The sequence below is a fragment of the Streptomyces sp. NPDC006207 genome (assembly GCF_040613835.1).
GTDB lineage: Bacteria > Actinomycetota > Actinomycetes > Streptomycetales > Streptomycetaceae > Actinacidiphila.
This window is the reverse complement of the sequence record NZ_JBEXSX010000049.1, coordinates 63794-76482: the sequence shown is the minus strand read 5'-3', so window position 1 is coordinate 76482 and position 12689 is coordinate 63794. Positions and strand designations below refer to the sequence as shown.

12 protein-coding genes are annotated in these 12689 nt (G+C 71.9%); 5 read left to right on the top strand and 7 right to left on the bottom strand.

Features of this window, described 5'->3' with window-relative positions; all coding sequences use genetic code 11:
- Positions 1-95: 95 nt before the first annotated feature.
- From ABZ312_RS31625 to ABZ312_RS31605, 5 genes are all read right to left on the bottom strand, one after another.
- The gene (locus tag ABZ312_RS31625; RefSeq protein ID WP_500439252.1) at positions 96-1832 is read right to left on the bottom strand and encodes an HAD-IA family hydrolase; all 1737 of its coding nucleotides are present in this window, start codon (positions 1830-1832) and stop codon (positions 96-98) included.
- A 94-nt stretch (positions 1833-1926) separates the two neighbouring features.
- Positions 1927-3018: an ABC transporter ATP-binding protein gene (locus ABZ312_RS31620; protein ID WP_500329047.1), complete on the bottom strand. Its 1092-nt coding sequence runs from the start codon at positions 3016-3018 to the stop codon at positions 1927-1929.
- Between the two features lie 7 nt (positions 3019-3025).
- Entirely contained in the window at positions 3026-3862 is an 837-nt protein-coding gene (locus ABZ312_RS31615; RefSeq protein ID WP_500359963.1) for an ABC transporter permease, read from the bottom strand.
- On the bottom strand, positions 3850-4758 hold the full coding sequence (locus ABZ312_RS31610; RefSeq protein ID WP_500329049.1) for an ABC transporter permease: 909 nt from the start codon (positions 4756-4758) through the stop codon (positions 3850-3852). Before ABZ312_RS31610 ends, ABZ312_RS31615 begins: the two co-directional genes overlap by 13 nt.
- Complete coding sequence (locus ABZ312_RS31605; protein WP_500329050.1) at positions 4755-5915, bottom strand: ABC transporter substrate-binding protein; 1161 nt, start codon at positions 5913-5915, stop codon at positions 4755-4757. The genes ABZ312_RS31610 and ABZ312_RS31605 overlap by 4 nt, the downstream gene beginning before the upstream one ends.
- A gap of 277 nt (positions 5916-6192) precedes the next feature.
- On the opposite strand from ABZ312_RS31605, the gene ABZ312_RS31600 reads away from it, so the two are divergent.
- Entirely contained in the window at positions 6193-6960 is a 768-nt protein-coding gene (locus ABZ312_RS31600) for a GntR family transcriptional regulator (protein ID WP_499514398.1), read from the top strand.
- Here the strand turns inward: ABZ312_RS31600 and ABZ312_RS31595 are convergent.
- Together ABZ312_RS31595 and ABZ312_RS31590 are read right to left on the bottom strand one after the other, a co-directional pair.
- Positions 6935-8323, bottom strand: coding sequence for a sensor histidine kinase (locus tag ABZ312_RS31595; RefSeq protein WP_500329051.1), 1389 nt, complete (start codon positions 8321-8323; stop codon positions 6935-6937). The genes ABZ312_RS31600 and ABZ312_RS31595 overlap by 26 nt on opposite strands.
- Before the next feature lie 14 nt (positions 8324-8337).
- Complete coding sequence (locus ABZ312_RS31590) at positions 8338-9045, bottom strand: response regulator transcription factor (RefSeq protein WP_500329052.1); 708 nt, start codon at positions 9043-9045, stop codon at positions 8338-8340.
- A gap of 290 nt (positions 9046-9335) precedes the next feature.
- On the opposite strand from ABZ312_RS31590, the gene ABZ312_RS31585 reads away from it, so the two are divergent.
- From ABZ312_RS31585 to ABZ312_RS31570, 4 genes are all read left to right on the top strand, one after another.
- On the top strand, positions 9336-10112 hold the full coding sequence (locus ABZ312_RS31585) for an amino acid ABC transporter ATP-binding protein (RefSeq protein ID WP_500329053.1): 777 nt from the start codon (positions 9336-9338) through the stop codon (positions 10110-10112).
- Positions 10113-10151: 39 nt separating this feature from the next.
- Complete coding sequence (locus tag ABZ312_RS31580) at positions 10152-11072, top strand: glutamate ABC transporter substrate-binding protein (RefSeq protein ID WP_500329054.1); 921 nt, start codon at positions 10152-10154, stop codon at positions 11070-11072.
- 111 nt (positions 11073-11183) lie between these two features.
- Complete coding sequence (locus ABZ312_RS31575; RefSeq protein ID WP_500329055.1) at positions 11184-11831, top strand: amino acid ABC transporter permease; 648 nt, start codon at positions 11184-11186, stop codon at positions 11829-11831.
- Positions 11828-12676, top strand: coding sequence for an amino acid ABC transporter permease (locus ABZ312_RS31570; RefSeq protein WP_018561803.1), 849 nt, complete (start codon positions 11828-11830; stop codon positions 12674-12676). Before ABZ312_RS31575 ends, ABZ312_RS31570 begins: the two co-directional genes overlap by 4 nt.
- Positions 12677-12689: the final 13 nt, after the last annotated feature.

Sequence of the window (12689 nt, the reverse complement as noted above, 5' to 3'; positions counted from 1 at the left end):
CTCCGGCCGGACGATCAGCCGCGCATCAGGCGCTCAGGCCATCACGCGGGGACGATGTTCACCAGCTTCGGCGCCCGCACGCGCGGGCCCGCCCGTTACGACAGGGCGAACGTGGTGACCACGGCGGCGTGGTCGGAGGGCCAGGCGTTGCCTGCCACGTCCGGTTCGGGGCGGGGCTCCCCGGTGACCAGGGTGGTGGAGTCCAGTACCCGCAGGCCCCGCCCGGCGTACAGGACGTAGTCGATCCGGTCCTGCGGCTCGGGCTCGGGGGTGACGGGTGACCAGGTGGTGCCGGGCTCGCGCACGGGGTCCGGGTGGGCCTCGCGGTAGGAGTCGCGCAGTCCGGCGGCCTCGGCGGCGAGGGTGACCGGCCAGGGCACGGGTCCGTACCCGCCGTGCAGGGGCGCCGCCTCGGCGGTCCAGTCCAGGTGGGAGGGGACGTTGAAGTCGCCGACGAGGACGACCGGGGTGGTGTCGCGGGCGGCGAGGTCGCCGGCCATGTCGTGCAGGATGTCCCGGATCTGGTCCACGCGTCCCGAGGCCGCCTCGTGCTCGACGAGCACCTCGACCGGCTGCCGGTCGTGGAGGGCGTCGTAGGGGCCGTACGGGGTGTAGTTCAGGTGCGCGCTCCACAAGGTGACGTCGTGGCCCTCGTCGAGCCGGACGGTGGCACCGAGGCCACCGTAGAACGGGCTCGCGGGCAGGCCGTGGCGGGAGACGATCGGGTAGCGGCTGATGACGCCGAGGTTGTCGCCCGCCTGGTGGTGGTCCCAGCCCAGCGCCTCGGCCAGTTCCTTGGCGGAGTGCGTCCGCGTCTCCTGCAGGCCGACGACGTCCACGTCGGCTTCCAGCAGCACGCGCAGCTGCTTGTCCCGGTGGTCGTCGACGCGGGTGCCGCCGAGCCACAGGTTCCAGCTCATGACGCGCAGCTCGCGCACGACGGTTTCACCCGCCGCGACGACCGGCACACGCACGGTGACGGTGGCGGAGCGGCCGTCGGCGTCCGTGGCGGTGACGGCGACCTCCGCGTCGCCGGGTGCGTCGGGGGTGCCGGTGACGGTGCCGTCGGCGGAGACCCGCGCCCAGTCGGGGCCCGCGGTCCCGGCGTAGGTGACGGGGGCGCCGCGCAGGAGCCCGGCGACCGTGGCGCGGAACGGCTCGCCGACGCGGGCGCGCCGGCTGGTGAAGGCGGGCACGAGGAAGGACGGGGGCCGCGCGACCAGGGCCCGCAGCACAGAGACGTCGGCCCGTTCCAGGCTGCCGAGCACCGCGCGTCCGGCGCCGGGGGCGATGGGCGCCAGGGAGGGCACGGCCAGCACGCGGCAGCCGGCGGCCTCGGCGGAGGCCACACCGGTCGGGGTGTCCTCGACGGCCACGCACGCGCCGGGGTCCACGCCGAGGGCGTGGGCGGCGGCGAGGTAGGGGTCGGGGGCGGGCTTGGTGCGGGGGGTGTCGTCGGCGGTCAGGGAGACCGCGAAGCGCTCGCGGCCCAGCACCGCCAGCACGATGTCCACGACCTCGCGCGGGGACGCCGAGACCAGGGCGATGGGGATCTCGTGCCGGGCGAGTTCGTCCAGCAGCTCCAGCGCGCCGGGGCGGGGCACCGTGCGGGCACGGACCCGCTCGGCGAACTCCCGGTGCAGGAGGGCGGCCAGTTCGTCGGCACCGGCCGCCGTCCCGGTCGTGGTGGCCAGGTGGGCGGCGGTGTGCTCGACGGCGCGGCCGAGGACCTCGGCCACGTCCGCGTCGCCGAGCACGTGCCCCAGCCCGGCGGCCACCTCGGCGACCGCCTCCCACCACAGCTCCTCGGTGTCGACGAGCGTGCCGTCCATGTCGAACAGGACGGCCTGGAGCGGGTGGTGCGGTGGGTGGGTCACGGGGCTCTCTTTCCTCGGGGGTGTGGGGGGATGGGAGGTGCGATCGGGGTCAGGCGGTGCGCGCGGTGACCAGGACGGGCCGGTCGGGCAGGGAGACGGTGACGGTCGCCCCCGGCGGGAGGGCGGCGGCGTCGGAGCCGGCCACGTCGGCCTTGACGGAGGCGCCGTCGGCCAGTTGCACGGTCACCCGGGTGACGGCGCCGAGGAAGGCGGTCGCCACGACGCGCGCGTCGCCGGCGGGGTCGGCGGTCAGGCGCACCGCCTCGGGACGGACGAGGACGTCCACTTCGGTGCCCGCGGGCACGTCGCCCTGGGCGGGGAGCCGCCGGCCGAGGACCTCGACGGTGCCGCCGTCGGTCAGCCGGCCCGGCAGGCGGCTGTTGGTGCCCACGAACTCGGCGACGAAGGCGGTGGCGGGGCGGTCGTACAGCTCGGCGGGGGCGGCGCACTGCTCCATCCGCCCGGCGTTCATGACGGCGACGCGGTCCGCCATGGACAGCGCCTCCTCCTGGTCGTGCGTCACGAACAACGTGGTGATGCCGAGTTCGAGCTGGAGACGGCGGATCTCCTCGCGCAGGTTGGTGCGCACCTTGGCGTCCAGCGCGCTCAGCGGCTCGTCCAGGAGCAGGACGCGCGGCCGCAGCGCCAGGGCGCGGGCGAGGGCCACGCGCTGCTGCTGACCGCCGGAGAGCTGGTGGGGGTAGCGGTCCCCGTGGTCCGGCAGGCCGACGAGTTCCAGCAGCTCCGCCGCGCGGGCGCGCCGTTCGGCGGTGCCGACCTTGCGCATGCGCAGCCCGAACGCGACGTTGTCTGCGGCGCTCAGGTGCGGGAAGAGGCTGTAGGACTGGAAGACCATGCCCGCGTCGCGGCGGTGCGCGGGGATCTTGGTGATGTCCTTGCCGTCGACCAGCACCTGACCGGAGTCGGGGTGCTCGAATCCGGCGAGCATCCGCAGCGCGGTGGTCTTCCCGCAGCCGGACGGGCCGAGCAGGGCGAGGAGTTCTCCGGGCCGGACGGTCAGGTCCAGTCCGTCGAGGGCGACGGTGGGCCCGAAGGCGCGGCGCAGCGCCCGGAACTCGACGGTGGCGCCGCCGGGCACGGTCGGCGCGGCGTCGGCCGGGGCGGGGACGGTGTCGGTCATGTCTCGGTCACTTCCGGGAGGCGGTACGTGAGGTCGGGCGGCGTCCGCCGACGGCGGCCAGGATGAGCAGCAGCATCCAGGTGACCAGCAGGCTGAGCACCGAGACGGCCACGGACAGCTGGGCCTGCGAGCCGCTGACCGTGACGATCCACACCGCGAAGGGCTGGAAGCCCAGCAGCTGGGCGACGGTGAACTCGCCGAGCACCAGGGCGAGGGTGAGGAAGGAGGCGTTGAGCAGCGCCCCGCGCAGGTTGGGCAGCACGACCCGGACCAGCGCGCGCGGCCAGTCGGCGCCGCAGGAGCGGGCCGCCTCGACCAGGGTGCGGACGTCCACAGCCCGCAGTCCGGCGTCCAGGGCCCGGTACACGAAGGGCAGCGCCATCACGACGTACGTGAGCACCAGGACGACCGGGAAGGACGGGTTCTGGATGGCCACGAAGGTCTGGAAGAGCGGCGTGGTGGCCAGGTGCTCGGGGCCCCAGCGCAGCACGTTGCTCACCCCGGCGACCAGCGCGATCGGCGGCACGACCAGCGGCAGCGAACAGACGACCTCGACCACCGGGCGCAGCCTGGGCGCGGACAGCCGCAGCGCGACCATGGCCGGCACCATCAGCAGCAGGACGACGGCGATGGTGGCGGCCCCGAGCTCCAGGGAGAGCAGCAGGCTGGAGGTGAAGCCCTCGGCGCCCAGGATCTGCCCGTACGCGTCGAAGGTGATGCCCTGGCCGGGGACGTCCACGGTGAAGATCACCGAGGCGGCCAGCGGCACCAGGAAGTAGAGGCCGGCACCGGCGAGGACGATGCCGCGCCAGGGCCGGATCCGGGTGCTCGTCAGACCAGCCATCGCGCGCTCCGTCGTTGCAGGGGCAGGTAGACCGCCATGACCAGGCCGGCGACGACGACCATGTCCAGGCTGAGGGCGAGGGCGACGTTCTCCTGCCCGACCAGGACGTTGCCGGAGATGGCGTCGGCGATCTGCAGGGTGATCAGCGGCACGGAGCTGCCGACCATCGCCGCGGCGGTGGCGTAGGCGGCGAAGGCGCTTCCGAAGAGCAGGACCAGGCCGCCGAGGAGCGAGGGGGCCAGCACGGGCAGGGCGACGTACCGCCAGTACTGCCCGTTGGTGGCGCCGTTGTTCTGGGCCGCCTCGCGCCACTGGACGCGCAGCCCCTCCAGCGCAGGGGTCACGGTGAGCACCATGAGCGGGATGAGGAAGTAGAGGTAGACGATGACCAGGCCCCAGAAGCTGTAGAGGCTCCAGCCGTGGTCGGCGAGACCCAGGTGGCGGGTGAGGACGCCGGCGTTGCCCAGGGTCGCCACGAAGGCGAAGGCCAGCGGCACCCCGCCGAAGTTGGCGAGCACGCCGGAGGCCGTCAGCACGGCTTCACGCAGCGCGCGGAAGCGCGAGGTCACCACGGCCTGGGCGAGCAGCAGACCGAACACCGCGCCGATGGCGGCGGAGAGCCCGCACAGCTTCACGCTGCCCCACAGGGCGGTCAGGTAGGCGCCCTGCAGGGAGGTGGTCAGGTTGGCCGTGGTGTACGAGGTGGCCCCGGTCGCGGGGTCCTTGACGGTGAAGGCGCCGTTGAGCATGGCGACCGCGGGGGCCCCGAAACCGATCGCCACGAAGACGAGCAGCGGGACCACCGCGAGCCAGCCGGCCGAGCGCCGCCGCGCCGGGGCGGTGGCCCCGGCAGCGGCGGCGACGGGCGCCGCGGTGGCGGTCATCGGGTCGGTCATCCGGAGACGGCCTTGCCCCAGCCCTGGGCCAGCACTTCCTTGGCCTTGTTCTGCTGGGCGTCGGTCGGGAAGGACGGGGTGCCGCTGACCGCGGGGAGCTTGCCGGCGGCGGTCTTGTCGAGGGTGCCGGCCGTGTCCATCGCGGGCATCAGGACGGGGCGGGCGAAGCCGGCGAGCCACAGGTTCTGGCCCTCGGCGCTGTACAGGTACTCCTGCCACAGGCGGGCGGCCGCCGGGTGCGGGGCGTCCTTGTTGATCGCCTGCGCGTAGTACTGGGCGTACTCGCCGTCGCTCGGGACGGAGACCTTCCAGTCCACGCCCTTGCTGGCGAACTCCTCGGCGTAGCCGGCGTTGAGGTAGTCCCAGTCGATGCTGATCGGGGTCTCACCCTTCTCGACGGTGGCCGGGGTGGACTCGACGGGGTTGTAGTTGCCGTTCTTCTTCAGCTTGCCGAAGAAGTCGATGCCGGGCTGGATGTCGTCGAAGGAGCCGCCGTTGGCCAGCGCCGCCGCGTAGACGCCGCCGAAGGCCGAGCCCGACTTGGTCGGGTTGCCGTTGAGGGCGACCTGGCCCTTGTACTCGGGCTTGAGGAGGTCGGCGAAGGTGGTCGGGCAGTTCTTGACGCGCTTGGCGTCGCAGCCGATGGAGACGTAGCCGCCGTAGTCGTTGTACCAGCGGGCCTGGGCGTCCTTCTGGGCGGCCGGGATGTCGTCGTAGGAGGCGACCTTGTAGGGGGCGAACAGGCCCTGCTGGGCGCCGCTGATCGCGAAGGACGCGCCGAGGTCGAGGACGTCGGGGGCGCGGTCCTGGCCCTTGCGGGAGGTGACGGCGTTGATCTCGTCCTGGCTGGCGGCGTCCGGGGTCTCGTTCTGGATCTTGATGCCGTACTTCTTGGTGAAGCCGTCGATCAGCGCGCCGTAGTTCGCCCAGTCGCGGGGCAGGGCGATCGCGTTGAGCGTGCCCTCCTTCTTGGCGGCGGCGACCAGGGCGTCCATGCCGCCGAACTCCTCGGCGGAGGTCGCGGTGGCCGCGCTCTTGCCGTTCTTGCCGTCGGCGGCGGTCTGGGTGGTGGGGGCCGAGCCGCAGGCGCTGAGCGCCAGCGCGGTCACGGCGAGGCCGGCGGCGAGTACGGCCGCCTTCGGAAGGGACGCGGGCACGGAAGTCTCCTGGAGGGGAAGTCGGGTCCTGAGGGCCAGGGAGGTCGGGGCGGTTCAACTTGTCCGAACAAGTTGGCCTTCAGTAGGCCGTGCGTCAATGGCCTTTCCGTAAACGGCGGGAAAACCTCGGCAAGCCTGCAGAGGGCAGTCGTCCCGTTTCAGCCAAGGACCCCGGGAGCGGCCCCGGACGCCGGGAACCCCTGCGCGCGATCGGCGTGCGGCTCGTCTACGCTGAGCGATGTTGTGCGCAGACGGTGAATGAACGGAAGGGGGCGCGGTGGCGGCGCGGCACGAGGAGATCGCCGAGGAGCTCCGGCGGGCCATCGACGACGAGGAGTACACCGTCGGTGCCCTGCTCCCCCCGGAGACCGAACTGGCCGCCCGGTACGGCGTCTCCCGCGGCACGGTGCGCCAAGCCGTGGCCGCGCTGACCGCGGAGGGGCTGATCGGCTCCCGTCAGGGCGCCCGCCGCGTCGTGCTGGCCAGCCGGCGCAGCCAGAGCTTCGCGGAGCTGCGCAGCTTCGCCCAGTGGGCGCGGGCCATGGGGCGCGCCGCCTCGGGCACCGTGGTCCGCACCGAGACCCGTCCGGCCACCGCGGAGGACGCCACGCGCCTGCACCTGCGCACGGGCGCGGACGTGCTGTACGTGCTGCGGGTGCGCGGACTGGACGGTGAGCACGTCCTGGTGGAGCGCACGGTCTACGCCGACTGGATCGCCCCCGCGGTGCTGCGCATAGAGCCGGACTGCGAGTCGGTCACCCAGCGGCTGTACGACGACACGGGCCTGGTCTTCGCCTACGGGGAGCACCTGATCGACGCGGTCGCGGCCGGCACCCGGGACAGCGAACTGCTGGGCGTGCGGCGCGGGAGCCCGCTGCTGCGGGTGCGCCGGGTCACCACCACGCAGAAGGGCCGCCCGGTGGAGTGGTCGGACGACCGCTACCGCTCGGACGCCGTCAACTTCAGCATCCACAACTCGATCGGCTCCAACCCGCTGGCCCGCCAGGCCGGCCCCGGACTCAGGGAGCCGTACGCGGCACCGTGAGGGTCACCACCAGTCCGTGCGGCTCGTTCGGCGCATACGCGATGCTGCCGCCGCCCTGCGCCAGCAGCACCCGTGCGATGGACAGGCCGAGGCCCGAGCCTTCGACGTTCTGGTGACGCGGGCTGCGCCAGAAACGGTCGCCGATGCGGGCGAGTTCGTCCTCGGTGAGGCCCGGCCCGCCGTCGGCGACGGTCACGTCGATCGCGCCGGGGCGGCCGCGCAGTTCGGTGGTGACCCGCACGCGTTCACCGTCCGGGGTGAACTTCACGGCGTTGTCGATCACGGCGTCGAGGGCGCTGGACAGCGCCACCGGGTCGGCCCAGCCGGTCACGGCGGCGGCGCCCCCGTAGGAGAGCTCCACGCCGTCGCGCTCGGCGACCGGCCGCCACGCCTCCACGCGTTCCGCGGCGAGGGCGGCGATGTCGGTGAGGGCGAGGTTGGCCTCCGCGTGCTCGGCGGTGGCCAGGCCCAGCAGGTCGTCCAGGACCGAGGCGAGGCGCTTGCCCTCCTCCCGGACCGAGGCGATCTCCTCGTGCCCGTCGGGCAGTTCCAGGCCCAGCAGCTCGATCCGCAGCAGCAGCGCGGACAGCGGGTTGCGCAACTGGTGGGAGGCGTCGGCGACGAAGGCCCGCTGCTGGTCGAGGACCTCCTCGACGTTGTCGGCCATCTCGTTGAACGAGCGTGCCAGGCGCCGCAGTTCCGGCGGCCCCCCGGACACCGCCACGCGGGACTTCATCCGGCCGGTGGCGATGTCGTGGGTGACCCGGTCCAGCACCCGGACCGGGCGCAGCACCCAGCCGGTGAGCCGGAAGGCCGCCATGACGGCCACGATCATGGCGGCCAGTTCACCGGCCGCGAGCAGCAGCCAGCCGCGCAGGATGCGCGAGCGCATGGCACCGGTCGGCGAGTCGGTGAGCACCACCGCGACGACGTCGCCGTCCCGGACGACCGGGGAGGCGACCGGCAGCGAGCGGCGCTGCCAGGGCCAGATCTGCGTGGGGTCGTGGCTGCGCCGCCCGGCCAGGGCCTCGCTGTACGCGGTGAAGGCCTCGCCGCCGGTGGGCAGCTTCCAGCCGGCCGGGGCCGAGGAGATCGGCTTGCCGTCACGGTCGAAGACGCCGGCCCTGATGCGGTACACCTCCTGGTACTGCAGCAGTTCGGCCCGCAGCGTACTCTCCCGCTCGCCGCCGCCGTCGGTGCTGACGTACTGCGCGAGCGCGGCGAAGCGCGCGGTGTCGTCGATGCGGTCCACGACGACCCGCTGCTGCTGGGCGGCGGCCAGGCTGGCGGCGAGCGGGAAACCGAGGGCCAGCAGCACACCGGCCATCAGCACGATGAGCAGCGGCAGCAGCCGGGCATGCACGGGAGGACGGCCTCCTAGCCGGCGGGCACGACGAGGCGGTAGCCGACCCCGCGCACGGTCTCGATCAGGGAGGGCAGACGCAGCTTGGAGCGCAGGGACGCCACGTGCACCTCAAGGGTGCGTCCGGTCCCCTCCCAACTCGTCCGCCACACCTCGCTGATGATCTGCTCGCGGCGGAAGACCACACCGGGCCGCTGCGCGAGCATCGCGAGCAGGTCGAACTCCTTGCGGGTGAGCGCGACCGGCTCGTCGTCGACGGTGACCTTGCGGGTGGCCAGCTCCACGCGGACCGGGCCCAGCCCGATGACGTCGGGAGCCTCCGCGCCCTCCGCCTCGGGCCCGGCGGGCGCCTCCTGCGCCTTGCGGCGGCAGACGGCGTGGATGCGGGCGAGCAGCTCACCGGTGTCGTACGGCTTCACCACGTAGTCGTCGGCGCCGAGGTTGAGGCCGTGGATGCGGGACCGCACGTCGGCCCGCGCGGTCACCATGATCACGGGGATGGCGGTGCGCAGCCGGATGCGGCTGCACACCTCGAACCCGTCCTGGTCGGGCAGGCCGAGGTCGAGCAGGACCACGTCGAAGCCGGGCCCGTGGTCGGGCAGCAGCGCGTGCAGCGCCTCCTCGCCGCTGCGGGCGTGGGTGACCTGCAGCCCGTGCTTGGCCAGCACGGCCGACAGCGCGGCGGCGACCCGGTGGTCGTCCTCCACGAGCAGCAGTCTCATCCGTTCACCTCCCGCGGTCCGGCCCTTCACGCCCCCGCAATCATGCTCTACCACCGAATACACGCCGATGGGCCACGTGCGCGTCAAGCGCAGCCCGCTCCCGCGGGGCGACTGTTACGGAGCCGGTACGCTGCACAACCGGCCGGGCTCACCCACAGTGCCGGATTTGTGCCAGCCAGTGACCGGATCGTGATGCTCAAGTTCCCCTCAGATGTGCTGACTCGGTTCGCCGAGCGTCAATAGGGTGATCGCCAAGGTCTGGTCAACCGACGAGGATGGAGCACACGCCGATGACCGAAGTGCCGGTGACCGAGGACGCCGTTCCGGCGCCCGACGACCTGGTCGTACTGAAGGACGTGAACAAGCACTTCGGCGCGCTGCACGTGCTCCAGGACATCAACCTCAGCATCGGCCGCGGCGAGGTCGTGGTCGTGATCGGCCCCTCGGGGTCGGGCAAGTCGACGCTGTGCCGGGCCGTCAACCGCCTGGAGACGATCGATTCGGGCGCGATCACGATCGACGGGAAGCCGCTGCCCCAGGAGGGCAGGGAGCTGGCCCGGCTGCGCGCCGACGTCGGCATGGTCTTCCAGTCGTTCAACCTCTTCGCGCACAAGACGGTCCTGGAGAACGTCACGCTCGGCCAGGTCAAGGTGCGCAGGACCGCCAAGAAGGCCGCCGAGGAGCGGGCCCGTGCCCTGCTGGACCGGGTGGGCGTGGGCAGCCAGGCGGACAAGTACCCGGCACAGCTCTCCGGGGGCCAGCAGCAGCGCGTGGCGATCGCCCGGGCGCTGGCGATGGAGCCGAAGGTCATGCTCTTCGACGAGCCGACCTCGGCGCTCGACCCGGAGATGATCAACGAGGTGCTGGAGGTCATGCAGCAGCTCGCACGCGACGGGATGACGATGGTAGTCGTCACCCACGAGATGGGCTTCGCCCGGTCCGCCGCCAACCGGGTCGTCTTCATGGCGGACGGGCGGATCGTCGAGCAGGCGACGCCCGACCAGTTCTTCAGCAATCCCCGGAGCGACCGGGCCAAGGACTTCCTTTCGAAGATCCTTCACCACTGAGAGCGACACCGACGGTTCGCCGACCTAAGGATGATCACCATGAGGTTCCGTACCACTGCCGCCGCCGCTCTGGCCGTCCTGGCGCTGACCGCCACCGCCACCGCGTGCGGCAAGGAGGGCTCGCCCTCCTCCTCGAGCACCCCCGGCAAGGGCTCCAGCAGCGCGGCCGCCGCCGAACTGCCCACCTACACCGTCAAGACCGGTGTGGACCTGGCCGGCTCCAAGACCTGGGACCGGATCAAGAAGAACGGCAAGCTCGTCATCGGCGTCAAGGCCGACCAGCCGAACCTGGGTTACCAGGACCCCGGCAGCAAGAAGTACTCCGGCTTCGACATCGAGATCGCCAAGATGATCGCCGCCGACCTCGGCTTCGACGAGAGCAAGATCGAGTACAAGACGATCCAGTCGGCCAACCGCGAGACCGCCCTCTCCGGCGGCCAGGTCGACTACTACGTCGGCACGTACACCATCAACGACGAGCGCAAGAAGTCCGTCTCCTTCGCCGGCCCGTACTTCGTCGCGGGCCAGGACCTGCTGGTCAAGAAGGGCAGCGGCATCAAGAGCACGAGCGACCTCAAGGGCAAGAAGGTCTGCTCCGCGACCGGCTCGACCTCCATCCAGCGCATCAAGGAGGGCAACTACGGCGCCGAGCCCGTCGAGTACGACTCCTACTCGCTGTGCGTGCAGAACCTGGCCTCGGGCCAGGTCGACGCGGTGACCACCGACGACGCCATCCTCAAGGGCTACGCGGCCCAGGACCCGGCCAACCTCGAGGTCGTCGGCAAGCCGTTCTCCGAGGAGGCCTACGGCGTGGGCCTGCTCAAGGACGACAAGGTCCTGCAGGAGGCGATCACCAACGCGCTGAAGAACCACGAGGACAACGGCGACTGGAAGAAGGCGTACGACGCCACGCTCGGCAAGTCCGGCGTGAGCGCCGAGATCCCGCAGCTCCAGTCCTGAAGCGGGCGGGACCCGGCCTGACCCGGGTCCCGTCCCCCCTCCCCGGCACAGCCCGAGCCTGATGTGCCGGCGGCCAGGAGCGGCCGTCGGCGCACCCCCTTCGGAGAATCGATGAACGTACTGCTGGACAACTTCGCGCTCTTCCGCGAGGGGTTCCTCGGCACGGTCGAGCTGACCGCGCTCAGCGGGGCGATCGCCCTGGTGCTCGGGGTGATCATGGCCGCCTTCCGGGTGTCCCCGGTGCCGCCCCTGCGCGCCTTCGGCGCGGCGTGGGTGACTCTGCTGCGCAACACCCCGCTGACCCTGCTCTTCTTCATCGCGGTGCTGGTGCTGCCCCGGCTGGGGCTGAACACCTGGAGCTACTTCCGGCTCGCGGTGCTCGCCCTGAGCTGCTACACCTCGGCTTTCATCTGCGAGGCCGTGCGCTCGGGCATCAACACCGTCCCGCTCGGGCAGGCCGAGGCCGCCCGCAGCCTCGGGATGACCTTCACCCAGACCCTGCGGCTGATCATCCTGCCGCAGGCCACCCGGACCGTGCTGCCGCCCATCGGCAGCCTGCTGATCGCGCTCACCAAGAACTCCGCGATCGCCGGTGCCTTCAGCGTCACCGAGCTGTTCAGCGTGCAGAAGGCGCTCGGTGAGAAGGGCTACAGCGTCTTCGCGACCTTCATCTGGGTGGCGATCGCCTACCTGGTCCTCACCCTCCTCATCAGCGCGGTCTTCCGACTGCTCGAGAACCGGCTGGCGGTGGCCCGATGAGCACGAACGTCCTCTTCGACGCCCCCGGCCCCCGGGCCAGGATCCGCAACCGGGTCGTCGGCGCGGTCGCCGCCCTGGCGATCCTCGCCCTGCTGTGGTTCGTCTACCGGCGGCTCGACGAGTCGGGGCAGTTCGCCTCGTACCTCTGGGAGCCCTTCCAGTACACCGACATCCAGCAGCGCCTTGTCGACGGTCTGGTCTCCACGCTGAAGGCCTTCGCGCTCGCCGCGGTCTTCTCGCTGGTGCTGGGCGCGGCGCTGGCGGCCGGCCGGCTGTCGGACCACGCCCCGGTGCGGTGGGTGGCGACCGTCGTCGTGGAGTTCTTCCGCGCGATGCCGCTGCTCATCATGATCTTCGCGCTGTACGTGGGCCTCTTTACCGCCGCCCCGCTGTGGGCGCTGGTGATCGGCCTCACCCTCTACAACGGCTCGGTGCAGGCCGAGATCTTCCGGGCCGGCATCAACGCCGTACCCAAGGGGCAGCGCGAGGCCGCGTACGCGATCGGCCTGCGCAAGACGCAGGTCATGGTCTTCGTACTGATCCCGCAGGCGGTCCGGGCCATGCTGCCGTCGATCATCAGCCAGCTGGTGGTCACCCTGAAGGACACCTCACTCGGGTACATCATCACGTACGAGGAGCTGCTCTACATCGGCAACCTCATCGCGAAGAACAGCGCGGGCTTCCCCTTCATCCCGATGATCATCATCGTGGCGCCGATCTACATCCTGATGTGCCTGGCGCTCAGCTCGCTGGCCAACTGGATCGAGCGTCGCGGCCGCCGCAGCCGCAAGGGCGCGCCGCCGAAGTCCGGTGACATCAAGGCGGTGGAGGCCGCCGCGGAGTGACGGTGCGCCAGGC

Bases quoted from the DNA above. Each gene is read 5' to 3' on its own strand.
- ABZ312_RS31585 (WP_500329053.1), top strand. From the start codon at position 9,336: ATGACCGAAGTGCCGGTGACCGAGGACGCCGTTCCGGCGCCCGACGAC.
- ABZ312_RS31590 (WP_500329052.1), bottom strand. From the start codon at position 9,045: ATGAGACTGCTGCTCGTGGAGGACGACCACCGGGTCGCCGCCGCGCTG.
- ABZ312_RS31620 (WP_500329047.1), bottom strand. From the start codon at position 3,018: ATGACCGACACCGTCCCCGCCCCGGCCGACGCCGCGCCGACCGTGCCC.
- ABZ312_RS31575 (WP_500329055.1), top strand. From the start codon at position 11,184: ATGAACGTACTGCTGGACAACTTCGCGCTCTTCCGCGAGGGGTTCCTC.
- ABZ312_RS31580 (WP_500329054.1), top strand. From the start codon at position 10,152: ATGAGGTTCCGTACCACTGCCGCCGCCGCTCTGGCCGTCCTGGCGCTG.
- ABZ312_RS31610 (WP_500329049.1), bottom strand. From the start codon at position 4,758: ATGACCGACCCGATGACCGCCACCGCGGCGCCCGTCGCCGCCGCTGCC.
- ABZ312_RS31625 (WP_500439252.1), bottom strand. From the start codon at position 1,832: ATGGACGGCACGCTCGTCGACACCGAGGAGCTGTGGTGGGAGGCGGTC.
- ABZ312_RS31570 (WP_018561803.1), top strand. From the start codon at position 11,828: ATGAGCACGAACGTCCTCTTCGACGCCCCCGGCCCCCGGGCCAGGATC.
- ABZ312_RS31615 (WP_500359963.1), bottom strand. From the start codon at position 3,862: ATGGCTGGTCTGACGAGCACCCGGATCCGGCCCTGGCGCGGCATCGTC.